The sequence below is a fragment of the Pseudomonas sp. AC112 genome (assembly GCF_979253545.1).
Map to the genome: position 1 here is coordinate 1948733 of NZ_CEEDCM010000001.1, position 25809 is coordinate 1974541.

The 25809-nt window shown below is 60.7% G+C and carries 25 protein-coding genes; 17 read left to right on the forward strand and 8 right to left on the reverse strand.

From position 1 onward, the window contains the following. Nucleotides 1-74: 74 nt before the first annotated feature. The 7 genes from rfbB to AC0IYN_RS09100 are packed head-to-tail and all read left to right on the forward strand — an operon-like array spanning nt 75 to nt 7137. A complete protein-coding gene (rfbB, locus tag AC0IYN_RS09070) occupies nt 75-1157 on the forward strand; it encodes a dTDP-glucose 4,6-dehydratase (protein ID WP_471841135.1) in 1083 nt (360 codons plus the stop codon). After that, on the forward strand, nt 1154-2029 hold the full coding sequence (rfbA, locus tag AC0IYN_RS09075; RefSeq protein ID WP_406596735.1) for a glucose-1-phosphate thymidylyltransferase RfbA: 876 nt from the start codon (nt 1154-1156) through the stop codon (nt 2027-2029). The genes rfbB and rfbA overlap by 4 nt, the downstream gene beginning before the upstream one ends. Then, entirely contained in the window at nt 2026-2571 is a 546-nt protein-coding gene (rfbC, locus tag AC0IYN_RS09080; protein ID WP_406596734.1) for a dTDP-4-dehydrorhamnose 3,5-epimerase, read from the forward strand. The genes rfbA and rfbC overlap by 4 nt, the downstream gene beginning before the upstream one ends. Next, nucleotides 2568-3437, forward strand: a complete 870-nt coding sequence (gene rfbD, locus AC0IYN_RS09085) for a dTDP-4-dehydrorhamnose reductase (RefSeq protein WP_471841138.1) — start codon at nt 2568-2570, stop codon at nt 3435-3437. Before rfbC ends, rfbD begins: the two co-directional genes overlap by 4 nt. Before the next feature lie 36 nt (nt 3438-3473). Then, nucleotides 3474-5282: a sensor histidine kinase gene (locus tag AC0IYN_RS09090; protein ID WP_457248287.1), complete on the forward strand. Its 1809-nt coding sequence runs from the start codon at nt 3474-3476 to the stop codon at nt 5280-5282. Further along, nucleotides 5279-6655, forward strand: a complete 1377-nt coding sequence (locus AC0IYN_RS09095; RefSeq protein ID WP_406596731.1) for a sigma-54-dependent transcriptional regulator — start codon at nt 5279-5281, stop codon at nt 6653-6655. Before AC0IYN_RS09090 ends, AC0IYN_RS09095 begins: the two co-directional genes overlap by 4 nt. A gap of 26 nt (nt 6656-6681) precedes the next feature. Continuing rightward, on the forward strand, nt 6682-7137 hold the full coding sequence (locus AC0IYN_RS09100) for a YiiD C-terminal domain-containing protein (RefSeq protein ID WP_214498315.1): 456 nt from the start codon (nt 6682-6684) through the stop codon (nt 7135-7137). Between the two features lie 127 nt (nt 7138-7264). Here the strand turns inward: AC0IYN_RS09100 and cysQ are convergent, their stop codons facing one another. Both cysQ and nudE read right to left on the reverse strand, forming a co-directional pair. Then, nucleotides 7265-8101, reverse strand: coding sequence for a 3'(2'),5'-bisphosphate nucleotidase CysQ (gene cysQ, locus AC0IYN_RS09105; protein WP_406596729.1), 837 nt, complete (start codon nt 8099-8101; stop codon nt 7265-7267). Beyond that, the gene (nudE, locus tag AC0IYN_RS09110) at nt 8098-8664 is read right to left on the reverse strand and encodes an ADP compounds hydrolase NudE (protein ID WP_078046403.1); all 567 of its coding nucleotides are present in this window, start codon (nt 8662-8664) and stop codon (nt 8098-8100) included. The genes cysQ and nudE overlap by 4 nt, the downstream gene beginning before the upstream one ends. 87 nt (nt 8665-8751) lie before the next feature. Here nudE and yrfG point away from each other — a divergent pair, with 87 nt between their 5' ends. After that, nucleotides 8752-9414, forward strand: a complete 663-nt coding sequence (yrfG, locus tag AC0IYN_RS09115) for a GMP/IMP nucleotidase (RefSeq protein WP_406596728.1) — start codon at nt 8752-8754, stop codon at nt 9412-9414. 108 nt (nt 9415-9522) lie between these two features. Here the strand turns inward: yrfG and lysM are convergent, their stop codons facing one another. Next, the gene (lysM, locus tag AC0IYN_RS09120) at nt 9523-9963 is read right to left on the reverse strand and encodes a peptidoglycan-binding protein LysM (RefSeq protein WP_016979062.1); all 441 of its coding nucleotides are present in this window, start codon (nt 9961-9963) and stop codon (nt 9523-9525) included. A gap of 132 nt (nt 9964-10095) precedes the next feature. On the opposite strand from lysM, the gene AC0IYN_RS09125 reads away from it, so the two are divergent. From AC0IYN_RS09125 to AC0IYN_RS09140, 4 genes are all read left to right on the forward strand, one after another. Further along, nucleotides 10096-10983 (forward strand): LysR family transcriptional regulator, encoded by an 888-nt coding sequence (locus AC0IYN_RS09125; protein ID WP_100491733.1) that lies wholly within the window; start codon nt 10096-10098, stop codon nt 10981-10983. 97 nt (nt 10984-11080) lie between these two features. Beyond that, nucleotides 11081-11920 (forward strand): formate dehydrogenase accessory sulfurtransferase FdhD, encoded by an 840-nt coding sequence (gene fdhD, locus AC0IYN_RS09130; RefSeq protein ID WP_406596727.1) that lies wholly within the window; start codon nt 11081-11083, stop codon nt 11918-11920. Continuing rightward, complete coding sequence (locus AC0IYN_RS09135) at nt 11917-14265, forward strand: FdhF/YdeP family oxidoreductase (RefSeq protein ID WP_471841142.1); 2349 nt, start codon at nt 11917-11919, stop codon at nt 14263-14265. The genes fdhD and AC0IYN_RS09135 overlap by 4 nt, the downstream gene beginning before the upstream one ends. Before the next feature lie 325 nt (nt 14266-14590). Beyond that, nucleotides 14591-15070 (forward strand): glycine zipper domain-containing protein, encoded by a 480-nt coding sequence (locus AC0IYN_RS09140; protein WP_078046397.1) that lies wholly within the window; start codon nt 14591-14593, stop codon nt 15068-15070. A 76-nt stretch (nt 15071-15146) separates the two neighbouring features. Here AC0IYN_RS09140 and AC0IYN_RS09145 read toward each other — a convergent pair whose 3' ends face one another. Both AC0IYN_RS09145 and AC0IYN_RS09150 read right to left on the reverse strand, forming a co-directional pair. Beyond that, nucleotides 15147-15578 carry an acyl-CoA thioesterase gene (locus AC0IYN_RS09145; protein ID WP_471841144.1) on the reverse strand — a complete coding sequence of 144 codons (432 nt, stop codon included), beginning with the start codon at nt 15576-15578 and terminating at the stop codon, nt 15147-15149. 23 nt (nt 15579-15601) lie between these two features. Beyond that, nucleotides 15602-17539, reverse strand: coding sequence for a RecQ family ATP-dependent DNA helicase (locus AC0IYN_RS09150; protein ID WP_471841146.1), 1938 nt, complete (start codon nt 17537-17539; stop codon nt 15602-15604). A 163-nt stretch (nt 17540-17702) separates the two neighbouring features. Between AC0IYN_RS09150 and AC0IYN_RS09155 the strand changes: the two genes are divergently transcribed. After that, nucleotides 17703-18764: a S8 family peptidase gene (locus AC0IYN_RS09155; protein WP_457238303.1), complete on the forward strand. Its 1062-nt coding sequence runs from the start codon at nt 17703-17705 to the stop codon at nt 18762-18764. A 62-nt stretch (nt 18765-18826) separates the two neighbouring features. On the opposite strand, the gene AC0IYN_RS09160 is transcribed toward AC0IYN_RS09155, so the two are convergent. Continuing rightward, complete coding sequence (locus tag AC0IYN_RS09160; RefSeq protein ID WP_471841149.1) at nt 18827-20002, reverse strand: tetratricopeptide repeat protein; 1176 nt, start codon at nt 20000-20002, stop codon at nt 18827-18829. Nucleotides 20003-20177: 175 nt separating this feature from the next. Here AC0IYN_RS09160 and AC0IYN_RS09165 point away from each other — a divergent pair, with 175 nt between their 5' ends. From AC0IYN_RS09165 to AC0IYN_RS09180, 4 genes are all read left to right on the forward strand, one after another. After that, entirely contained in the window at nt 20178-20348 is a 171-nt protein-coding gene (locus AC0IYN_RS09165; RefSeq protein WP_003236014.1) for a YhfG family protein, read from the forward strand. Beyond that, nucleotides 20348-20947: a putative adenosine monophosphate-protein transferase Fic gene (locus AC0IYN_RS09170; RefSeq protein WP_406596721.1), complete on the forward strand. Its 600-nt coding sequence runs from the start codon at nt 20348-20350 to the stop codon at nt 20945-20947. The genes AC0IYN_RS09165 and AC0IYN_RS09170 overlap by 1 nt, the downstream gene beginning before the upstream one ends. A gap of 735 nt (nt 20948-21682) precedes the next feature. Further along, nucleotides 21683-22039 (forward strand): DUF1493 family protein, encoded by a 357-nt coding sequence (locus AC0IYN_RS09175; protein WP_406596720.1) that lies wholly within the window; start codon nt 21683-21685, stop codon nt 22037-22039. Between the two features lie 107 nt (nt 22040-22146). After that, complete coding sequence (locus tag AC0IYN_RS09180) at nt 22147-23010, forward strand: EamA family transporter (protein WP_457238300.1); 864 nt, start codon at nt 22147-22149, stop codon at nt 23008-23010. Nucleotides 23011-23067: 57 nt separating this feature from the next. Here AC0IYN_RS09180 and AC0IYN_RS09185 read toward each other — a convergent pair whose 3' ends face one another. Together AC0IYN_RS09185 and hslO are read right to left on the reverse strand one after the other, a co-directional pair. Beyond that, nucleotides 23068-24609: a phosphoenolpyruvate carboxykinase gene (locus AC0IYN_RS09185; RefSeq protein ID WP_078046388.1), complete on the reverse strand. Its 1542-nt coding sequence runs from the start codon at nt 24607-24609 to the stop codon at nt 23068-23070. Between the two features lie 179 nt (nt 24610-24788). Further along, nucleotides 24789-25691, reverse strand: a complete 903-nt coding sequence (gene hslO / locus AC0IYN_RS09190) for an Hsp33 family molecular chaperone HslO (protein ID WP_368945466.1) — start codon at nt 25689-25691, stop codon at nt 24789-24791. Nucleotides 25692-25809 lie beyond the last annotated feature (118 nt).

Here is a 25809-nt window from a genome sequence, read left to right on the forward strand (position 1 = left end):
CTTGCACCACTTCGCCGCACAACTCAAGCTATGCTTCATTCGCTTAATGTCCGTCTAAGGAAAAGGCCCCCGACATGCGCATTCTCATCACCGGCGGCGCTGGTTTTATCGGCTCTGCCTTGATTCGCCACCTGATTCAAAATACCGAGCACGAAGTGCTCAACCTGGACAAACTCACCTACGCCGGCAACCTGGAGTCACTGGCCAGTATCGCGTCCAACAGCCGATATGAGTTCGTCCAGGCCGATATCGTCGACCAAGCCACCGTCAGCGCAGTCCTGGCGCGCTTCGAGCCCGAGGCAATCATGCACCTGGCGGCTGAGTCCCATGTCGACCGCTCTATCGACGGTCCGTCGGATTTTATCCAGACCAACATCGTCGGTACCTACAGCCTGCTCGAAGCCACCCGTGCCTATTGGCAGAAGCTCGAAGAGCCCGCCAAGCGAGCGTTTCGCTTCCATCACATCTCCACCGACGAAGTGTATGGCGACCTGCACGGCGTGGACGACCTGTTCACCGAAACCACACCGTATGCGCCCAGCTCCCCCTACTCGGCCAGCAAGGCTGCCTCCGACCACCTGGTTCGCGCCTGGCAGCGCACCTACGGCCTGCCGGTATTGCTGACCAATTGCTCGAACAACTACGGGCCGTTCCACTTTCCCGAGAAGCTGATTCCGCTCGTCATCTTGAACGCCCTCGCGGGCAAGCCACTGCCGGTCTATGGTGACGGTTTGCAAGTACGCGATTGGCTGTTTGTCGAAGACCACGCCCGGGCATTGCTCAAAGTGGTTACCGAAGGTGTGGTCGGCGAGACCTACAACATTGGCGGGCACAACGAGCAAAAGAATATCGACGTGGTGCGCGGCATCTGCGCCCTGCTCGAAGAGTTGGCGCCACAGCGCCCGGCCGATGTCAAGCAGTTCACCGACCTGATTACCTTCGTCAAGGACCGTCCGGGCCACGACCAGCGCTATGCGATCGACGCGAGCAAGATCGAGCGCGAACTGGGCTGGACGCCGGAAGAAACCTTTGAAACCGGGCTGCGCAAGACCGTGCAGTGGTACCTCGATAACCTGGAGTGGTGCCGCAGGGTCCAGGATGGCAGTTATCAGGGCGAACGTTTGGGCAACACCGACTGTAAGGATCTGATTGCATGATGAAGGGAATCGTATTGGCCGGCGGCTCCGGCACGCGTTTGCACCCCATTACCCTCGGCGTGTCCAAGCAACTGCTGCCGGTGTATGACAAGCCGATGATCTACTACCCGATCTCGGTGCTGATGCTGGCGGGGATCAAGGACATCCTGGTGATTTCCACACCGGTGGACTTGCCGCAGTATCGCAACCTGCTGGGCGATGGCAGCCAGTTTGGCGTGCGTTTCAGCTATGCCGAACAGCCGTCGCCCGATGGCCTGGCCCAGGCGTTCCTGATTGGTGAGGAGTTTATCGGCGAAAACCCGGTGTGCCTGATCCTGGGCGACAACATCTTCCACGGCCAGCACTTCGGCGATCAATTGCGCACCGCAGCCGAGCGCGCTTCCGGGGCCACGGTATTCGGCTACTGGGTCAAGGACCCGGAGCGTTTCGGCGTGATCGACTTCGACAAAGAAGGACGTGCCCTGTCCATCGAGGAAAAACCGGCCAAGCCCAAGTCGCCCTACGCGGTCACCGGCCTGTACTTCTACGATAACGACGTGATCAAGATCGCCAAGGCGGTCAAGCCTTCGCCTCGCGGCGAGCTGGAGATCACCGACGTCAACAATGCCTACCTCAAGCGTGGCGACCTGCATGTCGAGCGCTTCGGCCGCGGCTTTGCCTGGCTGGATACGGGGACCCATGACAGCTTGCTGGAAGCCTCGCAGTACGTGCAGACCATCGAGCATCGCCAGGGCCTGAAAGTGGCGTGCCTGGAAGAAATTGCCTATGAAAATGGCTGGATTGACCGCGACCACCTGCTGGAACGCGCCAAGTACTTCGGCAAGACTGGCTATGGCCAATACCTTTACTCGCTGGCCGGAGAGAGCAAGTGAACGTTGTTGAAACCTCTTTGCCCGGCGTGCTGATCCTCGAACCGAAAGTGTTCGGTGATGAACGCGGCTTTTTCTACGAAAGTTTCAACGCCCGGGCCTTTGAAGCGGCCACCGGACTCAAGCGTGATTTCGTCCAGGACAACCACTCGCGCTCACAAAAGGGCGTGCTGCGCGGCTTGCATTACCAACTCGAACACACCCAGGGCAAACTGGTGCGCGTCACTGCCGGTGAAGTGCTGGACGTGGCCGTGGATATCCGCCGCAGCTCACCGAATTTCGGCCAATGGGTTGGCGTGCGCTTGTCTGCCCAGAACCACCGTCAATTGTGGGTGCCGGAAGGCTTCGCCCATGGGTTTGTGGTTCTGAGCGATCACGCTGAGTTCCTCTACAAAACCACGGACTACTACCAGCCCAGCGCTGAACGCAGCATCCTGTGGAATGATCCGACCCTGGCCATCGACTGGGAGCTGACCGTAGCACCGCAGTTGTCCGCCAAGGACCAGGCCGGTAAACCGCTGATGGAAGCCGACCTGTTCCCATGAAAATCCTCATCACCGGCCAGCACGGCCAAGTCTCCCGCGAACTGCAACAACGGCTCCCAAGCCTGGGCGAACTCATCGTCCTGGGCCGCGAACAACTTGACCTGGCCAACCCCGACCAGATCCGCCAGCAAGTCCGCGCCCATCGCCCCGACCTGATCATCAACGCCGCCGCCCACACCGCTGTCGATCAAGCGGAAAGCGAACCGGACCTGGCGTTTGCGATCAACGCCATCGCCCCCGGCATCCTTGCCGAAGAGGCCAAAACCCTGGGCATCCCGCTGATCCACTACTCCACCGACTATGTGTTCGACGGGAGTAAACCGGCGCCCTACGCCGAAGCCGACACGCCGAGCCCGCTGGGCGTCTACGGGCAGAGCAAACTGGCCGGCGAGCAAGCGATAGCGGCTGTAGGCGGTGAATACCTGATCCTGCGCACCAGTTGGGTCTACTCCAGTCACGGTAAGAATTTCCTGCTGACCATGCAGCGCCTGCTGCAGGAAAAACCGCACCTGCGCATCGTCGCAGACCAGATCGGCGCGCCCACCTGGGCCGGCAGCATCGCCAACAGCACGCGTGCATTGATTGAGCGCTGGCAAGCAGGCGAGCCAGGGCCATGGGGGGTCTATCACCTGACCGCCCGAGGCGAAACCTCATGGTTCGGTTTTGCCGAGGCGATCGGCGAACACCTGCGCAAGCAGGGCAAGGCCTGCGCGGAGCTGGAGCCGATTCCGTCCAGCGCCTACCCGACGCCCGCCAAGCGCCCGCTGAACTCACGCCTCGATTGCAGCCGGCTGCAGCAGCAATGGCACGTCAGCCAGCCAGCGTGGCAAGACGCATTGCGCGAGTGTCTTGCACAGCAGCACTAGGCATAATGCGCCTGTACCCACAGGCGCACGACTCCCATGACTCCATCCCTCCCGCGTAGACCCCGCTGGCGCAGCCTCGCCCTGCTGGCGCTGTGCCTGGCGCCGCTGCTATGGCCACTGGAGCACCTGGCCGAACGTTATTACCGCAGCGAACTGGCCGGCCAGAACCGCCAGACCCTCGACCTCTACGTGGCCAACCTGCTGGGCACCCTGCACCGCTATGAAGTGCTGCCGCAAATCCTCGGTGACCTGCCGGCCTTGCGCACGGCACTGGACGCGCCCCAGGTCAGCACCAACCTGGTCAACGCCAACCTGCTGCTCAAGGACGTCGCCGCCCAGGCCGGGGTGGAGGTGATGTACCTGATGGACACCAACGGCAAAACCCTCGCCGCGTCCAACTGGGATAAACAAGACAGCTTTGTCGGGCGTAATTTCTCGTTCCGTCCCTATTTCAGCGAAGCCATGGCCGGACGCCTGGGGCGGTTTTTTGGCCTGGGCACCACCTCGGCCAAACGCGGCTACTTCTTTGCCGCCGCCGTGCGTGATGGCGATACGATCATCGGCGTGCTGGTGGTCAAGGTCGACCTGGACCACACCGAAAGCCTGTGGGGCAACACGCCGGAACAATTGCTGGTCACCGACCATAACGGCGTGGTGATCCTCACATCGCGCCCGCAATGGCGATTCCGCGCCACCCGGCCACTGACCGCCGAAGAGCGCCAGGCCATCATCGCGATCCAGCCCTACCCGACCCGCGACCCGCAGCCGCTCAGCCTGAGCAACACCGCCTGGCTGCGCCAATCCACGGCCATCGCCGAGACCGGCTGGAATGTGGAGATCCTCGCACCGCGCTCGCTCATCAATCGCCCGGTACGCACGGTGGTTGCAGTAGGCGGCGCCACGCTGCTGGTGTTGATGTTGTTGCTGGGCTTGATGATGCAACGTCGCCGCCATTACCTGGAGCGTATTGCCTTTGAAGCCAAAGCCCGGCGCGAGCTGGAAGCGCGCGTGGTCGAACGGACCAGTGACCTGGAAGGCCTCAACCGGCGCCTGAAACAGGAAGTACTGGAACGTGAACACGCCCAACAAGAGTTGGTGCGCGCCCAGGATGACCTGGTGCAAGCAGGCAAACTGTCGGCGCTGGGCACCATGTCGGCGAGTATCAGCCACGAACTCAATCAGCCCCTGGCGGCGATTCGCAGCTATGCCGAAAACGCCGAGATCCTCCTCGACCATGAGCGCACCACGGATGCGCGTGGCAATCTTAAGTTGATCAGCGAATTGACCGGGCGCATGGCCTCGATCATCGCGCACTTGCGCGCCTTCGCCCGGCGCGACCGCCATGCGCCCGAAAGCGTGGCCCTGCAACCGGCGCTGGACGATGCGCTGGCGTTGCTGGGCAAGCGGCGGCGGTCGATGGAGGTGGAGCTGATCCGTGATTTGCCCGAAGCCACCCTCTGGGTACAAGCCGGCGAAACCCGTTTGCGCCAGGTACTCGGCAACCTGCTGGCCAATGCCCTCGATGCACTCACCGAAAAAGGGCCGCCGCGCAAACTGTGGCTGAGTGCCGAAACCACCGATCAGGGCGTCAACCTGTACATTCGCGACAATGGCCCGGGCTTTTGCATGGAAGCCCTGGGACGCGCCAGCGAGCCGTTCTACACCACCAAGACCCGCACCCAGGGCCTGGGGTTGGGGCTGGCGATCTGTGACACCCTGATGCGTGCCTTTGGCGGCGAGTTGCTGTTTGCCAACCACAAGGAAGGTGGCGCGCTGTTAACCTTGAAATTGCGTGCCGGCTCGCCGGGCGTCAGTCTGCAACCGTCCGAGGACCGCAGTGTATGAGTATCGATAACCAGATTCAGGTGGTGTTGATCGACGACGATCCGCACCTGCGTCAGGCCCTGTGCCAGACCCTGGACCTGGCCGGGCTGAAAGTCCTGACCCTGGGCGAAGCCATAGGCCTCACCGCACGCTTGTCGCGGGATTGGCCGGGCGTGGTGGTCAGTGACATCCGCATGCCCGGCATGGACGGCCTGGAGCTGCTGGCCGAACTGCACGGCCAGGACCCGGAGCTGCCGGTGCTGCTGATCACCGGCCACGGCGACGTGCCGTTGGCCGTGCAAGCCATGCGCGCGGGGGCCTATGACTTCCTGGAGAAACCGTTCGCCAGCGACGCCCTGCTCGACAGCGTGCGCCGCGCCTTGGCCCTGCGCCGACTGGTGCTGGACAACCGCAGCCTGCGCCTGGCCCTCAGCGACCGCCAGCAGTTGAGCACACGCCTGGTGGGGCACTCCCCGCAAATGCTGCGTCTGCGCGAACAGATTGGTGCCCTGGCCGCGACCAAGGCCGATGTACTGATCCTCGGCGAAACCGGCGCCGGCAAAGAAGTGGTCGCGCGCGCACTGCACGATCTGTCGAACCGCCGCAGCGGGCCCTTCGTGGCGATCAACGCAGGTGCCCTGGCCGAGTCGGTGGTGGAAAGCGAGCTGTTCGGGCACGAACCGGGTGCCTTCACCGGCGCGCAGAAACGCCGCATCGGCAAGTTCGAATTTGCCAACGGCGGCACCTTGTTCCTCGATGAAATCGAAAGCATGAGCCTGGATGTGCAGGTCAAACTCTTGCGCCTATTGCAGGAGCGGGTGGTGGAGCGCCTGGGCGGCAATCAGCTGATCCCGCTGGATATCCGCATCATCGCCGCCACCAAGGAAGACCTGCGCCAGTCCGCCGACCAGGGCCGCTTCCGTGCCGACCTGTATTACCGCCTCAACGTCGCGCCGCTGCGCATTCCCCCGCTGCGTGAGCGTGGTGAGGATGCATTGATGCTGTTCCAGCACTTTGCCGACGAAGCCAGCAGCCGTCATGGCCTGCCGCTGCATGAACTGCAACCAGGCCAGCGCGCGCTGCTGTTGCGTCATAGCTGGCCGGGCAATGTGCGTGAATTGCAGAATGCCGCCGAGCGCTTTGCCCTCGGCCTGGAGCTGGCCCTGGACAGTTCGCCGGATAACCCTGCGGCAGGCGTCCTCACCTCCACACCCGGCGGCCTGAGCGAGCAAGTCGAGCAGTTTGAAAAGAGCCTGATCGCTGCCGAGCTGACCCGCCCCCACGGCTCCATGCGCAGCCTCGCCGAAGCCTTGGGCGTGCCGCGCAAGACCTTGCACGACAAACTGCGCAAGCATGGCCTGAACTTCGCCAACCAAAGCGGCGACGACGAATGACCGCTCCCACCCGCCATGAGGCCCCCATGAACCGCGACAGCCGTTACCTGGAATCCATCCTTCACCACGACATCCCCCTCACCCGGGAAATGGGCCTCAAGGTGCTCGACTGGCAACACGGCCAATTGCAGCTGCACCTGCCGTTGCAAGCCAACATCAACCACAAGAGCACCATGTTCGGCGGCAGCCTGTATTGCGGCGCGGTGCTGGCGGGTTGGGGCTGGCTGCACTTGCAGTTGCGTGAAGAAGGGATTGAGGACGGGCATATCGTGATCCAGGAAGGGCAGATCAGTTATCCGCTGCCGGTCACGCGCGATGCAACGGTGGTGTGCCAGGCGTCGGAGGAAAAAGTGTGGAAACGCTTTGTGGCAACCTACAAGCGCTATGGTCGCGCACGGTTGACGCTGGAGACGTGGGTTGTGAATGAGGGCAGTGAAGAGCATGCGGTCAACTTCACCGGCCAATACGTCCTGCACCGTTAGAAACCACAACACAAAACCACTGTGGGAGCGGGCTTGCTCGCGAATGCGCAGGGTCAGTCGATACTTTCATCAGCTGACAGACCGCATTCGCGAGCAAGCCCGCTCCCACATTTGATCTGATGTGACCTTAAGATCTCGCCAGGTTTAGCAACCGCTCACGCCAAGCGGCCTTCGCCGGCAGCGCCAGGAAGAACGGGTTCAACAACGACGCCCGCGCCGGATAGCTGAACGGCTCGCCACTCAACTCCACCACCTCGCCCCCCGCGCCTTCCAGCACGCCCTGGGCCGCCGCGGTGTCCCACTGTGACGTCGGCGCCAGGCGTGGATAACAATCCGCACTGCCCTCGGCCAACAAACAGAACTTCAACGAGCTGCCGATATTCGCCAGCTTCAACGCGCCCAGGCCTTCGCTCAGCCCGTCCAGCAGACGCTCCTGCTCCGGGCTGGTATGCCGACGACTGGCCACCACGGTAAACGACTCGCCCGCTGCCGGTGCCTGGCGCACCTGGATCTGCTTGGGGGCTTCATTCACATCCGAACGCCAGGCGCCCAAGCCGGCGCCACCGAAGTAGCAACGGCCGCTGGTGGGCATCGACACCACGCCGAACACCACGCGGCCCTGTTCGATCAGGGCGATGTTCACGGTGAATTCTTCGCTGCCGGAGATGAACTCCTTGGTGCCGTCCAAGGGGTCCACCAGCCACCAGCGCTGCCAGCCGGCGCGCACGCTCTGGTCGATGTCGGCGTCTTCCTCGGACAGCACCGGAATGCTGGGGTCCAATGCAGTCAGGCCGGCCAGGATCAGGTGGTGAGCGGCCAAATCCGCCGCCGTCACGGGTGAGTCGTCGGCCTTGGAAGTCACGGCCACGTTGGCGCGCCAGTACGGCAGTATCACTTCACCGGCCTGGCGTGCCAGCTCAATCACAGGGGCAATAAACGGATGGCCTAAAAACAGTTCGCTCATGCGGTAAACGCTCCACGCTGGGTCAACAGGTCTCGTACCAGGTACAGCGCGGCCAGGGCGCGGCCTTCGCTGAATTGCTCATTTTGCGCCAGCAGCGACAGCTCACGCAGGTTGACCCGCTCCACACGCATCGGCTCCGGTTCATCGCCTTCCAGGCGCTCTTCATAGAGATCGGTGGCGAGAACCACCTGGATTTTCTGGCTCATGTAGCCAGGCGACAGCGACAGCTCGGTGAGGTGCTCCAGCTGACGTGCGCCATAGCCAGCCTCTTCCTTGAGCTCGCGATTGGCCGCTGCGAGCACATCTTCACCCGGCTCGATCAACCCCTTGGGCAACGACAGCTCATATTCGTCGGTACCCCCGCAGTACTCTTCCACCAACAATGCATGGTCCGCATCGATCATTGCCACGATCATCACCGCGCCGTAACCGGCACCGCGGCCCACCAGGCGCTCGTAGGTGCGTTCAACGCCATTGGAAAAGCGCAATTGCACTTCCTCCACGCGGAACAAACGGCTACTGGCGACTATTTCGCGGGCGAGGACGGTGGGTTTCTGGCGCATAAGCGGCTCCTTGGCGTGATCGGGTTACTATACCGTGGCTTTTCCGATTGTCTGTGTCGGATATCTTTACTTACATGAGAACGCCCCATGCCCTCTTTGCCCTGGCACGCCATCGACACTGTCCTGCTGGACATGGACGGCACCCTGCTCGACCTGCATTTCGACAACCACTTCTGGATGGAACACCTGCCCCAGCGTTACGCCGAGCTGCACGGGGTGAGTCGCGCCATGGCCGAGATGGAGCTGCAGCCGCTGTTCGAGCGTAACGCCGGACAGTTGCAATGGTATTGCCTGGATTTCTGGAGCACGGAGCTGAAGATTCCGGTGCGCGAACTCAAGCTGGAGACCGCCCACCTGATCGCGCTGCGTCCGGATGCGGACACGTTCCTGGCGGCGATCAAACAGGCCGGCAAGCGCGTGATCCTGATCACCAATGCTCATCGTGACTCACTGTCATTGAAGTTGGAACGCATTGAACTGGCGCCGTATTTCGAGCGGTTGATCAGCTCCCACGACTATGGTTTCGCCAAGGAAAACCCGCAGTTCTGGGATGCCCTGCAAGCCGACATCAACTTCGACCCCGCCCGCAGCCTGTTTATCGACGACACGCTGCCGATACTGCGCAGTGCTCGGGATTTTGGCGTGGGGCATCTGCTGGCGGTGAAGGAACCGGACAGCCAGAAGGGACCAAAGGACACGGCAGAGTTTGCAGCGGTAGATGACTATCGCGACCTCATTGCCGGGCTCTAAACCAATGTGAGAGCGGGCTTGCTCGCGAACACGATGTATCAGTAACACATCCAGTGACTGACACTCCGCTTTCGCGGGCAAGCCCGCTCCCACATTTTGCGCTGCGTTTTACTCAGGAATACGCAGCGTCTGCCCTGGGTAGATTTTGTCCGGGTGTGACAACAGCGGCTTGTTAGCCTCAAAAATCTTGTTGTACTGGTTGGCGTTGCCATACACCGCCAGGGAAATCGCGCTCAGGGTGTCACCTTTTTTCACCACGACGAAACGGGCGGCGGCTACGGCCGGGCCGGATACGGTGATCTGGTCATCTACACTGGCTACACCGGCAATATTGCCTGCCGCAAGCAGGACTTTTTCTTTCTCTTCCTGACTGGCAACTGTCCCCGTAAGCGTGACCTTGTCACCCTCGACGGTGGCGTGCACGTCTGGATTGCCCAGGCCGACTTTCTCGATATGTTTCTTCAGGTCCTCACTCGCGTTGGCGTTGCCCGGAGTCAACAGGTCAATCAACTTCTCGCCCGCTTCCTTAACAAAGCTAAAAATACTCATGGTGCGCTCTCCTTGGGATTTGATTTCCAGATGCCCAAGACTAGACCAGTCCTACAGACTTGGGTTCCAGCCCGACCAAAGACCCAAACGCGCTAGAATCCCCCCGCCATTGGAATAAGCCACGGAGCGAAGATGGACATCAAACAGCTGAAATTCCTCATCGCCCTCGACGAGACCCGTCACTTCGGCCAGGCGGCGGCACGTTGCCATATCACCCAGCCGACCCTGTCGATGCGCCTGCGCAGCCTTGAAGAAGAGCTGGACCTGCCTCTGGTCAATCGTGGCCAGCGCTTCGAGGGCTTTACTGCACCCGGTGAACGGGTGCTGGCCTGGGCACGCACGGTGCTGGCGGCGTACGACGGATTACAGGCCGAAGCGGCAGCCTGTCGCGGCAACCTGGTCGGCACGTTGCGCCTGGGCGTGGTGCCACTGTCGAGTTTCGATCCCCTGGCGCTGATGCAGCAGCTGCATAAAGAGCACCCGAGCCTGCGTTTCGAGCTTTCGGCACTCAGTTCGGAGCAGATTCTGGAGCAACTGGCGAGCAATCGCCTGGACCTGGGCGTGTCCTACCTGGAGCGTTTGGACACTGAACGCTTCGACTCGCTGGCCCTGGGCGAAACCCGCATGGGCCTGCTCTACGACCAGCGCTTCTTCAGCTTTGGTGACACGCCCCTGAGCTGGGAAGCGCTGATCGAGTTGCCATTGGGCATGCTCACCAGCGGCATGCACTTTCGCCAGTCCATTGACCACAACTTCCACAGCCGTGGGCTCAACCCGCAACCGTTGCTGCAAACCGATGCCGTCCATCAGTTGTTGCAAGCCGTGCATGGAGGCCTGTGCTGCGCCGTTATGCCATTGGATGGCGGCCTGGACGCACTCACCGAGCATCTGCGCCTGCAGCCGATAGAAGACGCCCATACCCTCGCGCGCCTGGGGCTCATTATGCGTCGCAGTGCACCGCGATCGGCATTGGCCGAGGCGTGTTTTGCGCTGTATCAGAAATCGCAAAACGAACCTTGATCGACGTCATCTATCGGTAGATCAGTACTGGCAATTAGACGCGACGCTTTGTCGCGCCTAGTCTAAACACTGATCATTGCGTCGGTGGTACTGCCTCATGAACGCCAAGCGCCCAGTCTGCGCGGCGCCCGCTCTCGAAACGCCTGCGCCCGCCGCCAGCCAGAGCTACCAGTATTGCAATCTTGAACACACAGAATCTGCCAGCACCGCGCTGGCGGAAGAAGTGGCGTTGGCAATTGCCTATAACGACATCAGCCAAGCCGTGATGTTGGTGACACCGACGGACCTTGAAGACTTCATTGTCGGTTTTAGCATCGGTAGCGGCATTATCGCCGACATTAGCGACATCTATGACCTTAAGCTCAGTGGCTCGGGCTCGACACAGTACGCTCAGGTGCAGATTTCCAGCCGTGCGTTCTGGAATCTCAAGCAGCAGCGCCGCCAACTGGCCGGCACCAGCGGTTGTGGCCTGTGCGGCGTTGAGGCAGTCGAGCAAGCCCTGCCGGACCTCAAGGTGCTGCCTGGCGCGCCTTTGCCGCCCGCCGAATGGCTCGAAGGCTTGCGTCAACGCATCAGCGCCTTTCAGCCCCTGGGTCAATACAGCGGCGCCGTACATGCGGCGGTGTTCATGAACGGCCAGGGCGAATTGCTGCTGGGCCGCGAAGACATCGGCCGGCACAACGCCTTGGATAAGCTGATCGGCGCACTGATCCGCCAAAAGATTTCGACCGAAGGCGGTCTGGCAATTGTGACAAGTCGTTGCAGCCTGGAGCTGATCCAGAAAGTCCTGCGCGCGGGTATCCAGACCCTGGTCAGCCTGTCGTCGCCCACCGGCCTGGCCCTGCAATGGGCGCGCCGGCACAACCTCAATCTCATCCACCTGCCGCAGAAAAGTGCGCCGCGGGTCTACAGCCCTGCGATGGAGAACCAGCCATGAGCCAGCATCACCAAGCCGACCAAACCCCGACCCCGCGCTATAAGCCCTACAAAGGCCCGGCCGGCGGCTGGGGCGCACTGATCAGCGTCGCGCAAGCTTGGTTGACCAGCGACAACGCGCTGAAAAACCTGCGCATGATGCTCAAGACCAACCAGAACGGCGGCTTCGACTGCCCGGGCTGTGCCTGGGGCGACTCGCCGGAAAGCGGCATGGTCAAGTTCTGCGAAAACGGCGCCAAGGCGGTGAACTGGGAAGCCACCAAACGTCGCGTGGATGGGGCATTCTTCGCCAAACACAGCGTCACCGCCTTGCTGGAGCAGAGCGACTATTGGCTGGAGTACCAAGGCCGCCTGACCGAACCGATGCGCTATGACGCCGAGACCGACCGCTACCAACCCATCAGTTGGGAAGCGGCCTTCGACCTGGTCGGCAAGCACCTCAATGCCCTGCCCAGCCCGGACATGGCCGAGTTCTACACCTCGGGCCGCGCCAGCAACGAAGCGGCGTACCTGTATCAGCTGTTCGTGCGCGCCTACGGCACCAACAACTTCCCGGATTGCTCGAACATGTGCCACGAAGCCAGCGGCGTCGCCCTGGCGCAAAGCGTGGGCGTCGGCAAAGGCACCGTGACCTTTGACGACTTCGAACACGCCGATGCGATTTTCGTCTGGGGCCAGAACCCCGGCACCAACCACCCGCGCATGCTCGAACCGCTACGTGAAGCGGTTAAACGTGGCGCTCAGGTGGTGTGTATCAACCCGCTGAAAGAGCGCGGCCTGGAACGTTTCCAGCATCCGCAGCACCCGCTGGAAATGCTCACCAACGGCGACAAGCCGACCAACACCGCCTACTTCCGCCCGGCGCTGGGTGGCGACATGGCCATCCTGCGCGGCATGGCCAAGTTCCTGTTGCTGTGGGAGCGCCAGGCCCAGGCCGAAGGCAAAGAGGCCGTGTTCGACCACGACTTCCTCAACGAACACACCGCCAACGTGCTGGATTACCTGGGCAAGATCGACGACACCTCTTGGGATGAAATCGTCGAGCAGTCCGGCCTCACCCTGGTCGAGATCGAGCAAGCGGCGCGCATGTACGCCAAAGGCAAGAACGTGATCATGTGCTGGGCGATGGGCATCACCCAGCATCGCCACTCAGTGCCGACTATCCAGGAAATCGCCAACCTGATGCTGCTGCGCGGCAATATCGGCCGCCCTGGCGCCGGCCTGTGCCCGGTGCGTGGCCACAGCAACGTGCAAGGCGACCGCACCATGGGCATCAACGAACGCCCACCGGTGGCCTTCCTCGACGCCCTGGAGCGTCGCTTCCAGTTCCAGGTGCCGCGCGAAAATGGGCACAACGTGGTTGAAGCGATCCACGCCATGCTCGAAGGCCGCTCCAAGGTTTTTATCGGCCTGGGCGGCAACTTCGCCCAAGCCACGCCAGACAGCCCACGCACCTTCGAAGCGCTGCGCAGTTGTGACCTGACCGTGCAGATCAGCACCAAGCTCAACCGCAGTCACCTGATGCACGGTAAAGACGCGCTGATCCTGCCATGCCTGGGCCGTACCGATATCGACATCCAGGCCGAAGGCCCGCAAGCGGTGACGGTGGAAGACTCGTTCAGCATGGTCCACGGCTCCAATGGTCAACTGCAACCGCTGTCGAAACTGATGAAATCCGAGCCCGCGATCCTGGCCGGTATCGCCGCCGCGACCCTGGGCAGCAAACCGGTGGACTGGAATTGGCTGGTGGCCGACTACAGCCGCATCCGCGACCTGATCGCCGACACCATCCCGGGCTTCAAGGACTTCAATGAGAAGATCAAGAACCCGGGCGGCTTCTACCTGGGCAACTCCGCAGGCGCGCGCCGCTGGAACACCCCGTCGGGCCGCGCCAACTTCCGCCCGAACATCCTGCCCAAGGACCTGATCCACGAACGTACCCATGCCACCGGCCGCGTGCCGGACCTGATCATGCAGTCGATGCGCTCCCATGATCAGTACAACACCACCATCTATGGCCTGGACGACCGCTATCGTGGGGTCAAGGGCCAGCGCGATGTGCTGTTCGTCAACGAAGCCGACATCATCCGCCTGGGCTTCAAGCCTGGGCAGAAGGCCGATATCGTGTCGTTGTGGGAAGACGGCCGTGAGCGTCGCGTGAAGGGCTTTACCCTATTGGCGTTTGATATTCCGGCGGGGCAGGCTGCGGCCTACTACCCGGAAGTGAACCCGTTGGTACCCCTGGAAAGCACTGGCGATGGCAGCCACACGCCAACGTCGAAATTCGTGGCGATCCGCCTGGAAGCGGCGAGCGACAATGGCTTGATCATGGCGCGTTCAGCCTGATCGCCCACCCTCTGTAGGAGCCGGCTTGCCGGCGATGTCGGTGTGAAACCGTGCGCTGATTTCGCCGACGCTATCGCCGGCAAGCCGGCGCCTGCAATCAGCGCTCCCCTGCAGACGGCAGGTCAAAATTCGGGCACAAAAAAGGCCGCTTTTGCATAAAAGCGGCCGTTCCTAAGTAGTTAAAGACTCACGAAAACGACTTAAGTTCCCTAGCTAAAACAGTAACTTAGCGAATTGTGTACAACTCGTGTTACTGGTCGGATTTCTATTGTCACAATCTCAACACAGCCTCAGGATCGCGCCGTCATCCTCTTGAGGTCTCTCTATGAAGTTCTCCTCGATTCTCTTGTTGTCCCTTGGCCTGGTCAGTGGCGCAGCCATGGCCGGTGGCACCACCGAAGCCGGTGTGGGCGGCGCATTGGGCGGGGTACTCGGTTCGGTTGTAGGCCAGCAGATCGGCGGCAATACCGGTTCGGCCATTGGCGCAGCCCTGGGCGGCGCAGGCGGCAGTGCGGTCGGTGCAGACAAGCGCAGCCGTGGCGAAGCAGCCATCGGTGGCGCCTTGGGCGCAGCAGGCGGTAACGTGGTCGGCCGCAGCATGGGCGGCAATACCGGCAGCCTGATCGGCGCAGCCGCCGGCGGTGGTGCAGGTGGTGCGCTGGGCAACTACATGGGCAACAAGAGCGATGACGACGACCGTCGTTCTCGCAGCCGTGACAACCGTCGGTATGACCGCGATGATCACCGTGGCCGCGGGCATGCCTATGGGCATCGCAAGAACAAGCACCACTACCGTCACCGGTAAGGTCTAAAGAACAACCACTAACAATGTGGGAGCCCGGCTCCCACATTGGTGTTCACCACCGCCTGCAAAAAATGCGTCAGGCCACCAATCGCTGCAACGCCTCGCGTAACCCGGCAGGAATCGTCACCGGCTGGTTCGACCCCCGATCCACAAACACATGCACAAAGCGCCCCGCCGCACAGGCCTCTTCTTCGCCGGCCTTGAACACCGCCAACTCGTACTGCACTGAGCTATTGCCCAATTTGCCGACCCGCAGGCCGACGTCGATGCGCTCGGGAAAGGCAATCGATGCAAAGTAGTCACACGCCGAACTCACCACAAATCCCACCACGTCGCCGCCATGGATATCCAAACCGCCCTGTTCGATCAGGTAGGTGTTCACCGCCGTGTCGAAAAAGCTGTAGTAGGTCACGTTGTTCACATGCCCATACACATCGTTGTCCTGCCAGCGCGTGATGATCGGCTGGAAGTGTGGGTAGTCGGCACGTTGTGGCACTGAGTCAGGCATCGGGGTCATCTCATGAAAGTGAGTTACAGGTCGTCCAAATGGGCCTGGGCCCACTCGCGCACCTCGGCGTACGGGTAATCTTCCAGCGCAGCAAAACCCGGAATGCCCCGTGCCTTCAGCTTGGTAAACAACGGCACGCTGATCCCCCCGAGGAAACGCGTCAGGCGGTCCGCCCCAGGCAGTTGGCCGGTGTGTTCATGATGCCTGTGGATAAAATCACCGCACAGCCCCATGAAGTTTTTATCCACAAGCGGCGGCAAGCCAGGCGGTGGGGGCAGGTGCGCAACATGGCCGTGGCACACCGAGCAATGCCCGCAACGCTGGGGTGCATGCTCATCGCCAAAGTACTGCGCCAGGCGCTGCCCCAGGCAATGTTCGGTAGCGAACAGATCGAGCATGGCGTGAATCCGCGCGACTTCCCCCACCTCGTGTTGCTTGAAGCCTGCGTACAACGCATCGCTGAGCACCTGCGGATCAAAATCGGTATCCAACAAGCTGTAGACCTCAGTCATCTGCTTGCTTTCCAATTCGATCAGGCCTTGCTCCTGGAAGTAATCCAGCGCCTTAACCACTCGATTACGCTCGGCATTGTGCTGTTGATAAAGCGCGTCGAAATCCACCGTCGCCCAGGTCTTTGCCCGTTTGCACACTTGGATGATCGCCGCGACAAACTGCTGCCGCTCGCCGGAAAAACGCGCCAGCAGCGCCTCGGGTTCGATCAGGTATTTGAAGCGGTACTCGGCGTAAAACGCGTAGCGCGGCGCAATCACGCCCCTGAGCTCCAACTGCACCAGCAGCGTCTTCAGGGGCAGCTCGCGGATATTGCTGTGGTCCGACAGCGACCTCAGCAGGAACTCCCACTGCCCCTCACTGCGCGCCGCCTGCAACTCCTCCAGCACAAGGCGGATACCCTCCTGCTCGGGCGTATCACCGTACACAAAGTTTTCCAGCACATTGAGGCTGTCGCGATTGGCCAATACCAGGCAGTCGGACGGCTGCCCATCACGCCCCGCACGGCCGATTTCCTGGCTGTAGTTCTCGATGGACTTGGGCAAGTCAAAGTGCACGACGTTGCGGATGTCACTCTTGTCGATCCCCATGCCAAACGCGATAGTCGCGACGATGCAATTGGAGCGCCCACCCATGAAGCGCTGCTGGATGCCCTCGCGTTTATCGTGGGGCAAACCGGCATGGTAGGCCTCGGCCTGGATGCCGTTGCGATTCAGGTGCTCGGCGATCTGCTCGGCAGTTTTTTGCAAGGTGACGTAGACAATGCTCGGCTGGTTGGCGCGCTCGCTCATCCACTGCACCAGGCGCCGACGTTTGTCGGCACCGCGCACCGGCTCGACCAACAGGTTGAGGTTGGGCCGGTAGAAGCCTGTGGTGACCACATCGTCCGGTGCAATGGCGAACTTCGCCTGCATGTCGGCAATTACCTTGGGCGTGGCTGTAGCAGTCAGCAGCAGCGCTTGTGGGATATTGAACTGACGCTGGTAGTCCGGCAGCTTCAAATAGTCCGGACGGAAGTTGTGGCCCCACTCGGAAATACAGTGCGCCTCATCCACCACCAGCAGCGAGAGCTGCACACTTTGCAGGAAGTTACGGAAACGCTCGTTCTTCAAACGCTCCACCGAAATCATCAGGATCTTCAACTCGCCCGAACGCGCACGGGCCATCACCTCGTTGGCCTCATCACGGCTCTGGGCCGAATCGATACTGCCCGCCGAAATGCCATGGCGTTGCAAAAAGCCGAGCTGGTCCTGCATCAACGCCAGCAACGGTGAAACCACCAGTGTCAGGTGCGGCAGTAATACCGCTGACAGTTGGTAGCACAGCGACTTGCCCGATCCAGTTGGAAAAATGGCAGCCGCCGAGCGGCCTGCCAATACGGCGCTGACGGCTTGCTCCTGGCCCAAACGAAACTGTGGATAACCGAAGACCTGTTGGAGGGTGTCGTGCATAGGCTGTCACTCCGTTGACCGCTGAAAGAATCAAAAACATAGATCAGCGATCGAGAATAGGTCAGGGATAAACGCTACAAACTGATACAGAGAAAGCCAGCAAGCCCGCGCAAAAACGAAGACAGTAGCACGCTTGATCACCTACCCCGACAAGGAGTCGTGAATGCCACTATGTCCCCCGACCAAGCCGCTGTTTTCACTGCACCGTCTCATGCTGTGCACGCTGCCCTTGCTACTGCTGGGCTGTGTGTCCACCCCTGCCCCGATGCCTGCCGAACCGGACACCCGCCGCTTTGAAACCGCCGAATACCTTGCGCAAAAAGCCCTGCCTATCGTCAAGGCATCCTCCCTCTACGCACGGGGCGGCACCGGCCAAGGCGTGAGGGTTGCGCTGATCGACTCAGGCCTTAACCTTGAGTTGCCCGAGTTCTATGGGCGCGTGTACGACCCGGGCTATGACTTCGTGCGCCAGCAGCCTGGCACCGTCGATGTCAAAGGCCACGGCACGCAGATGGCCGGTATTCTCGCCGCAAACAAGAATGACCAAGGCATGCATGGCATTGCCTTCAACGCCCAGCTGATTCCCATGCGCTTCGGTGATGACAAGGAGCCGTTCTACTTTGACAGTGAAATAGCCCAGGCCTGGGACCTCGCCTATTCCAAGGGCGCACGCATTTTCAGCAACTCATGGGCGAATCCCATCGAAGCCAACACCAACGAAGTGCCCATCTATGAACGCCTGATGGGTGACTCGTTGGCCGTGGCAAAAAAACGGGTGGCCGACGGTGCGGTGTTTGTTTTCTCAACGGGCAACGAGGTCAAGCGTGAGCCGCTGGCCGAGCCAGGCCTGCCTGCTTTGGTGCCCGAACTCGAGAAGGGCTGGATAGCCGTCATGGCACTCAAGAACGACGGCACGGGCATCAATCTCAAGTCCAACTATTGCGGCCTGGCAGCGCGCTGGTGCATCGCGGTGCCAGGGGGGGACGGTGGCGCAGGGCTGTTGACCACCCAAAAGGACGGCAGCTACGGGGCCACCGCCGGCACCTCGCCGGCTGCCGCCTTGGTCAGTGGCGCGCTGGCGGCATTGCAAAGCCGTTTTCCGGACATGACGCCGCAACAAATTCGCGAGCGCCTGCTCAGTACCGCGAATCGATCAGGCATCTATGCCAACAGCGAAGCCTATGGCCGCGGCCTGATGGACCTGGACGCAGCGTCTCGCCTGTAGCCATGTCCCAAACAAACAACGCGCCACTGGGGCGCGTTGTTGGTGGAGAGCGTGTCGCTTGATCAGCGATTCTGCACGCGCTCAATCGCCGTGTCATACACCGGATTGGCCTTCTGCTCCTTGGCCAACTGGTAGTGACGCAACGCATCGGCAAACTGCCCCGCCGCTTCGTAGATCCGCGCAATGTTGTAGTAGGCACCCGCACGCACCGTCGCAGCGTTTGCGCCAGTCGCCAGGGCGATGGCCTTGCGGTTGGCCCAGATAGACTCGGCGGTATTGCCGGCCTTCTGATACGCCAGGCCCAGGTTGCCGTAGGCCTTGCCGAAACCATTGTCCAACTCGATCGCCTGGCGGAACAGATCGATGGCTTGGTCGAGGTTACCCGCCTGGTAGGCCGCTTCGCCTTGGACGTTCAGACGTTTAGCGTCGGTTTGTGCGGAAGAGCTGACTGCGACGGCGGTGACCGCCACGCTGTCGTCCAGCAACGGCTTGACTTCGTTCAGTACATTCGCGGCATTCACGGTCACACCGCTGAAGGTGTTGATGTCCTGGAAGTCGCCGCTGCCAGTCATGCGAAACACGGTCCACAGGTTGCCGCTACGGTTTTTCGGCACGTAATAGGTACGCACCAGCGATTGGCCCATGTAGACGAACACTTTCGCTTCGCTGCTGGACAATTGGCGTGAGCCTGGATTGCCACCGTTGCTGAAGTCATGCACGGCATACACGTAGCTTTCGCCGTAGTGTTTTTTCTGCAGGGTGATGGTTTCCGGGCCGTAGCTGTCGGTGTCATCCACATCCAGCTCGGCATCGGTGCCGTTCTTGTTCTCGAAGTAGATGTTATTGCCGGGGAAAATCATGTGGGAATCGAGGTCACGCGGCGTCTTGCCCCAGGTCAGCACCACGCGCAGGCCGTCGAGGTTTTCCATGACCGGGCTGATGGCATACGTCATGCCTGCGCACGGGCATTTCACCACCAGGTTGGAGTAGCCGGGCTTCTTGATGATCAGCAGATTAGTGGCGTCGTCTGCCGCTTCGCTGGTCAGCGTGACCTGGCCTTGGGCGTTGGTGCGACCCACCACGTTTTGTGCGCCGTTACGCTGCAGCAGTACTTCGGCGTCAGCGATTTTCTGGTCCTTGACCACGGCACTGAGTACTTCAACCGGCAATTGCTCGGCCTGGGCCGAAAAAGCCATCGCACACAAAGACATCGCCGAGGCGACACGCAGCAAACCCATGCTTAACTCCCTTTAAGTAGTGGGCGAAATCGCCCTACAAGATTTTGCGGTGAAACATACGCTGAAATCAGGCCGTTGGCGGTTTTTTTGCGCAAAATGTGACGTGGTTTTTATCCCGCCTGCACACTGAAGCATTGCGCTACAATCAAATCTTGCCACCCAGGAGTACGCTGCGATGAGCGAACTGACGTTTGAGCAAAAACAGGATCATTACCACAAGATCCGCCGCTCCAATTACCTGGCCAGCCTGCGCCTGGAAGGGTTCGACACCCAACCGGCCGACGTCGACAAGCCCCTGCCGACCCGCGAAGCCGTCCTCGCCAAGTACCGCAACACCCCACGCTGATGCTCGACAAATATGGGGTGGGCCAGGACCCGTACTGCTACCCCGGTAGCAGCGTCCTGCGCAACCGCCTCGACCTGCTCGACGATGCGCGCCTGCACCAGGCCGAGCGGGAGTTGTCCGAAATCGCCGTAGGCAGCCTCCCCCTGTTCCCACCGCCCTACGACCTAGACCGCCTGCAACATATCCACCGCACCCTGTTCGGCGATATCTACGACTGGGCCGGTGAATTACGCAGCGTCAACATCCAGAAAGACGACACCTTGTTCTGCACGCCGGAACGCATTCCACCGGAAGCAGCAAAAATCATCCGGCACATGGAAGAGGCGAACTGGTATGTCGGCGCGAGTCAGGCCGAGTTGGTCAGGCAGATTGCCGAAGCCTACGGCGACCTCAATGTCATCCACCCCTTCCGCGAAGGCAATGGCCGGGCCCAGCGGATTCTGTTTGAACAGATCATCGTGAATGCGGGGTTTTCGGTGAACTGGTGGCTGGTGAAACACGCGGCGTGGGTACCGGCGAATATCGACGCGGTAGCGTGTGACTACCGCGGGCTGGCGGCGATTTTCGAGCGGTGTGTGAGTCGGCCTGTCGGTGCTTGATCGAATTACGAACGGTTAGGATCGGTAAGACGATTCGACTGCGACAACGTCGCATCAGGCAACCTTTCCATACCCGACACACCGTCTCGCGGGCACGGCCTACTCCCACATTTGCCCAGTTTTGCCTGTTGAGTCGCTGCCAAGCCACAAATGCCGGAAACCTGTGTAAGAAACCTCCACGCACTGCGACATCCTCTTCCCAAACTGCACAAAACAGCCGCTCACCCCCCTATAGAAATTACCCACAGCTGAATGAAAATAGCGCTCTCACCACTGTCTCGGCAAAAACACCGTGAACATAGAAAGGACTCAATACATCAGCCAATACGAGCTCACCCTGATAGTGAGCCACTTCACCGTGATGCCCAGCGACCACGATGCACGCGCCGTTCTTGGCTGGCTAGATGCAAAGACCTCAGCGTTCAAGCCTCTCAATGCATGTGCACTTAAATGAACCAGAGTGAATGGCTTTACCTACAAGCAGCGCTGTTCTTTGCCCTCTCTCTACTCCTGTATTTCAAAATCACTGTTTGCACGTTCAGAAAGCGTTTCGCCGCTACCCTTATCGTAACGGGGTTAGTCCTGTTGTTGTGGCGACCCCACGTGGTCATCCTCCTTAACATCCAACTCCTACCTCTGGCCCTAATCTTGATAGGCTTGGCACTCTTCATCACTCGCAACAAATACCGCCCCAGGCGCAATAAGCCCTCTCAACTACTCCTGCGTGCCCCCACCATGAACCTCGCCCCCAACCTCCCCGAAGACCCCGTCATGCAGCAACTCCTGCAACTGCTGCATGAAGAAATCGGCCTGCCGAAACACAAGACGATCCGCCTGCAAACCTCACTCAATTTCGACCTCGGCTGTGACGGCAGCGACGCCAAGCAACTGATGGAAGCGCTGGAACAGGAATTTGCCCTCGACCTGGGCGACTACGACACTTATCGTTACTTCAACCCGCCGGTGTTCGATGTGTTCCTCAAACGCCGGGCCAAGGGGCGGGGCGAAAAAGTGCCGCTGACCATCGGCATGCTTTACCTGGCCATCAAGACCCACAGCTGGGACACGCAGACGCTAGAAAACCTGAGCTGACACGCCGCCCCTTGCGGGCGCTGGGCTTGCCAGCGATGAGGCTCCTAAGACCGCCATCGCCGACGAGCCGGGCTCCTACAGGAAATTAAGCCTTCAAAGGACCTTACATGGACGTAACAATGGGCCTGCTGGCCGCCCTGCTCTGGGGCGGCACGGATTTTCTCGTGGGTCTCAACGCCCGCGCCGTAGGCGTTAAACGTGCGGTTTACTTCGGGCAAGCGTTGGGGCTCCTGATCATGACCCTGCTGCTGGTCATGCTTCCAAGCTCCCTGTTCAAGTCTCTCGATGCCCCACTGAGCGCCTGGCTGTTGGGCATCGCTGCGGCCTTGCTCACCGTGTCCGGCGCCCTCGCCCTGTCCAAGGCCTTCGCATTGGGCAAGGCCGCCATCGTGGCGCCGCTGGTGACGTCCTACGGCGTCGTCACCACACTGCTGTCCTGGGCCAGTGGCGAACACATCACCCTGACGCAACTGGGCTGCATCGCCGTGTGCGTCATCGGCGTGACCCTTTCCAGCATCCACAAGGACAACGGCGTCCCCCACAACAACCCACGCCTGTCCATCGCCTACGCCATGCTCGCTGCGTTGCTGTACGGCACCAGCTTCTGGCTGCAGGGCCGCTACACACTGCCGGCGCTGGGGCCGATCACCATGTTGTGGCTGGGTTACCTGGTGGGCCTGTGCGTACTGGTGGTGATGGTGCTGAAGATCAAGGACGGCCTGAAAATCCCACCGCTGAAAAACTGTGCGACGTTGACGGGGGCGAGCTTGATGAACCTGGGTGGCTTCTCGGCGTTTTCGTGGGGCGCTATGGCGGGGTCGGTTTCGGTGGTGACGGTGATCAGTACGTTGTCGGGCGGGATTGCGGCGATTCTGGGCTTTGTGTTTTTCAAGGAACGGTTGTCGGCGGTGCAAGCGCTGGGGGTTGTGCTGGTACTGGTCGGCGCCGTGGTCTTGCATATCGCCGACTAATATTGCGCCCACAAAAAAGCCGCCCACTAGGGGCGGCTTTTTCACAACGCTCGAAGCTTACAACTTAGGACCCGCAGCCTTGATCGCATCGCTCACTTCAAACTTCTTGAAGTTTTCGATGAACAGGCCGGCCAGCGCCTTCGCCGCTTCGTCGTAGGCTGCCTTGTCGGCCCAGGTATTACGTGGGTTCAACAGGCCAGTCTCGACGCCTGGTACAGCCAGCGGTACGTCGAGGTTGATGGTGTCGAGGTGTTCGGTTTCTGCACCGATCAACGCGCCGCTCTGGATCGCTGCGATCACGCCACGAGTGGTCGGAATGTTGAAGCGCTTGCCGACGCCGTAGCCGCCGCCGGTCCAGCCGGTGTTCACCAGGTAGACCTTGGAGCCGAAGCCGCGGATGCGCTTGATCAGCAGCTCAGCGTACTCGCCAGCCGGACGCGGGAAGAACGGTGCGCCGAAGCAGGTGGAGAAGGTCGACTTGATGCCGCCGCCGGAACCCATTTCGGTCGAACCCACCAGTGCGGTGTAGCCGGACAGGAAGTGGTAGGCCGCTTGTTCTTCGCTGAGGATCGACACGGGCGGCAGTACGCCGGTCAGGTCGCAGGTCAGGAAGATCACAGCGTTTGGCTCGCCGCCCAGGTTCTTCTCGGAACGCTTGGCAACGTGCTCAAGTGGGTAGGCCGCGCGGCTGTTCTGGGTCAGGCTGACGTTGGTGTAGTCGGCGTGCTTGGCGTCGTCGATCACGACGTTTTCCAGCACGGCGCCGTGCTTGATGGCTTTCCAGATGACCGGCTCGTTCTTCTCGGACAGGTCAATGCACTTGGCATAGCAACCGCCTTCGATGTTGAACACCACGCCTTCGCCCCAGCCGTGTTCGTCGTCACCGATCAGGTAACGGCTCTCGTCGGCGGACAGGGTGGTTTTGCCGGTGCCCGACAGACCGAAGAACAAGGTCACGTCGCCTGCTTCGCCAATGTTGGCGGCGCAGTGCATCGGCAGTACGTCGGAAGCCGGCAGCAGGAAGTTCTGCACCGAGAACATGGCTTTTTTCATCTCACCGGCGTAACGCATGCCGGCGATCAGGACTTTTTTCTGTGCGAAGTTGAGGATCACGCAACCGTCGGAGTTGGTGCCGTCACGCTCTGGCACGCACTCGAAGTTGGCCACGTTGAGCACTTGCCACTCTTCACGACCAGCCGGGTTGTACTGTGCCGGGTTGATGAACAGGCAACGACCGAACAGGTTCTGCCACGCAGTCTGGGTGGTCATTTTCACGGCCAGGTAGTGGTCTTCGGCAGCCCCTACGTGAACATGGGAAACGAAATGCTCTTGCGCGTTGTTGAATGCCTCGACGCGCGCCCACAGGGCATCGAACTTGTCGGCCGGGAACTTGCGGTTGATCGGGCCCCAGGCAATGGAGTCCTGGGTGGAAGGCTCTTCAACGATGAAACGGTCGACCGGCGAACGGCCGGTACGATGACCGGTTTCGACAACCAGCGCGCCAGTATCGGCAAGCACGCCTTCACCGCGCTGCAGGGCTTCTTTGACCAGATCGTCAACACTCAGATCGGTGTATACGGCGTTATTGGCTTGCGTCATGAGGTTCCCCGTCGGCCTATGGCCGAGTGCTCCAAACGTTTTGTAGTAGAAAGTTGCGCACTACTACCGCGAAAAAAGTGGGCCGGATTATGCCAGAAAAGCCCAAAAAGAGTAGGGCCCTCCCGTCAGAACAGCGCTAATCCGGCATTTGTCAGGTGATTCACCTGTGCTTAAACGTTTTAGTGGCGGGTGTCGGAAGGGGTGTCGATGCCTGCACCGGCGAACAATTGGGCTACATCAGCCGCGTCGAACAGGTAGCGCTGATTGCAGAACTGGCAGTCGATCTCGATATGGCCACCATGCTCCACGACCAATTCCTGCGCATCTTCCAGGCCCAGGCTAACCAACGCGTTCGCCGAGCGCTCGCGGGAGCAGCTGCAATGAAAGCGCAGGCCCTGTGCGTCAAACAGGCGCACGGCTTCTTCGTGGTACAGGCGATGCAGGATGGTTTCGTTGTCCAGGCCCAGCAGCTCTTCAGCCGTCAGGGTGCCAGCCAGGGCGGTCAGCTTGCGCCAGCTGTCGGTGCGTTCATCGTCATCCTTGATGCGGTCGGCCGGCAATTGCTGCAACAGCAGGCCACGGGCGCGCTTGCCGTCGGCGTTGAGCCAGAACTTGGTGCCCACCTGCTGGGACATCACGAAATAGTTGGTGAAGCAGTCCGACAGGGTTTCGCCGTCCAGATCGACGATACCCTGGTAGCGCTGGCCTTCAGTCGGGTCGACGGTAATCGCCAGAACGCCGTTGGCCATCAGGTCGGACAAGGTCGCATCCGGAGCAATCTGGTCGGCGTCGTAACGGGCCAGCCCACGGATTTCACGCTCGCTGGAGCATTCGATCATCAGCATCGGCACTGGCCCTTCGGAGCGTGCCTGCAGGATCAGCAAACCGTCGAACTTCATGGTGCCTACCAGCAACGCTGCCGCCGCCATCAACTCGCCGAGCAGTTGTGCGACCGGCTCCGGATAGGGGTGCTTGGCGAGGACTTCGGCATAGCTGCGCTCCAGCGAGACCAGTTCGCCGCGGGCGTCGGTCTCGTCGAAGATGAAGCGTTGGGTGAAGTCGGTATCCGGTAGATCAGTCATAGGTCTGGGTATCTGAATTGATGACAAATTGATTACAAGGTTTATAGAATTAAACGCTTTAGCACCATATTGGTGCGGCTTTCTCCTGGAAACAGAGAGCTTCATAGAGCGAAGAGGG

What these genes read in the sequence shown, in the direction of transcription:
- rfbB (WP_471841135.1), top strand. Translation starts at nt 75, where the DNA reads ATGCGCATTCTCATCACCGGCGGCGCTGGTTTTATCGGCTCTGCCTTG.
- rfbA (WP_406596735.1), top strand. Translation starts at nt 1,154, where the DNA reads ATGATGAAGGGAATCGTATTGGCCGGCGGCTCCGGCACGCGTTTGCAC.
- rfbD (WP_471841138.1), top strand. Translation starts at nt 2,568, where the DNA reads ATGAAAATCCTCATCACCGGCCAGCACGGCCAAGTCTCCCGCGAACTG.
- AC0IYN_RS09090 (WP_457248287.1), top strand. Translation starts at nt 3,474, where the DNA reads ATGACTCCATCCCTCCCGCGTAGACCCCGCTGGCGCAGCCTCGCCCTG.
- AC0IYN_RS09095 (WP_406596731.1), top strand. Translation starts at nt 5,279, where the DNA reads ATGAGTATCGATAACCAGATTCAGGTGGTGTTGATCGACGACGATCCG.
- AC0IYN_RS09100 (WP_214498315.1), top strand. Translation starts at nt 6,682, where the DNA reads ATGAACCGCGACAGCCGTTACCTGGAATCCATCCTTCACCACGACATC.
- cysQ (WP_406596729.1), bottom strand. Translation starts at nt 8,101, where the DNA reads ATGAGCGAACTGTTTTTAGGCCATCCGTTTATTGCCCCTGTGATTGAG.
- nudE (WP_078046403.1), bottom strand. Translation starts at nt 8,664, where the DNA reads ATGCGCCAGAAACCCACCGTCCTCGCCCGCGAAATAGTCGCCAGTAGC.
- yrfG (WP_406596728.1), top strand. Translation starts at nt 8,752, where the DNA reads ATGCCCTCTTTGCCCTGGCACGCCATCGACACTGTCCTGCTGGACATG.
- lysM (WP_016979062.1), bottom strand. Translation starts at nt 9,963, where the DNA reads ATGAGTATTTTTAGCTTTGTTAAGGAAGCGGGCGAGAAGTTGATTGAC.
- AC0IYN_RS09125 (WP_100491733.1), top strand. Translation starts at nt 10,096, where the DNA reads ATGGACATCAAACAGCTGAAATTCCTCATCGCCCTCGACGAGACCCGT.
- fdhD (WP_406596727.1), top strand. Translation starts at nt 11,081, where the DNA reads ATGAACGCCAAGCGCCCAGTCTGCGCGGCGCCCGCTCTCGAAACGCCT.
- AC0IYN_RS09135 (WP_471841142.1), top strand. Translation starts at nt 11,917, where the DNA reads ATGAGCCAGCATCACCAAGCCGACCAAACCCCGACCCCGCGCTATAAG.
- AC0IYN_RS09140 (WP_078046397.1), top strand. Translation starts at nt 14,591, where the DNA reads ATGAAGTTCTCCTCGATTCTCTTGTTGTCCCTTGGCCTGGTCAGTGGC.
- AC0IYN_RS09145 (WP_471841144.1), bottom strand. Translation starts at nt 15,578, where the DNA reads ATGCCTGACTCAGTGCCACAACGTGCCGACTACCCACACTTCCAGCCG.
- AC0IYN_RS09150 (WP_471841146.1), bottom strand. Translation starts at nt 17,539, where the DNA reads ATGCACGACACCCTCCAACAGGTCTTCGGTTATCCACAGTTTCGTTTG.
- AC0IYN_RS09155 (WP_457238303.1), top strand. Translation starts at nt 17,703, where the DNA reads ATGCCACTATGTCCCCCGACCAAGCCGCTGTTTTCACTGCACCGTCTC.
- AC0IYN_RS09160 (WP_471841149.1), bottom strand. Translation starts at nt 20,002, where the DNA reads ATGGGTTTGCTGCGTGTCGCCTCGGCGATGTCTTTGTGTGCGATGGCT.
- AC0IYN_RS09165 (WP_003236014.1), top strand. Translation starts at nt 20,178, where the DNA reads ATGAGCGAACTGACGTTTGAGCAAAAACAGGATCATTACCACAAGATC.
- AC0IYN_RS09170 (WP_406596721.1), top strand. Translation starts at nt 20,348, where the DNA reads ATGCTCGACAAATATGGGGTGGGCCAGGACCCGTACTGCTACCCCGGT.
- AC0IYN_RS09175 (WP_406596720.1), top strand. Translation starts at nt 21,683, where the DNA reads ATGAACCTCGCCCCCAACCTCCCCGAAGACCCCGTCATGCAGCAACTC.
- AC0IYN_RS09180 (WP_457238300.1), top strand. Translation starts at nt 22,147, where the DNA reads ATGGACGTAACAATGGGCCTGCTGGCCGCCCTGCTCTGGGGCGGCACG.
- AC0IYN_RS09185 (WP_078046388.1), bottom strand. Translation starts at nt 24,609, where the DNA reads ATGACGCAAGCCAATAACGCCGTATACACCGATCTGAGTGTTGACGAT.
- hslO (WP_368945466.1), bottom strand. Translation starts at nt 25,691, where the DNA reads ATGACTGATCTACCGGATACCGACTTCACCCAACGCTTCATCTTCGAC.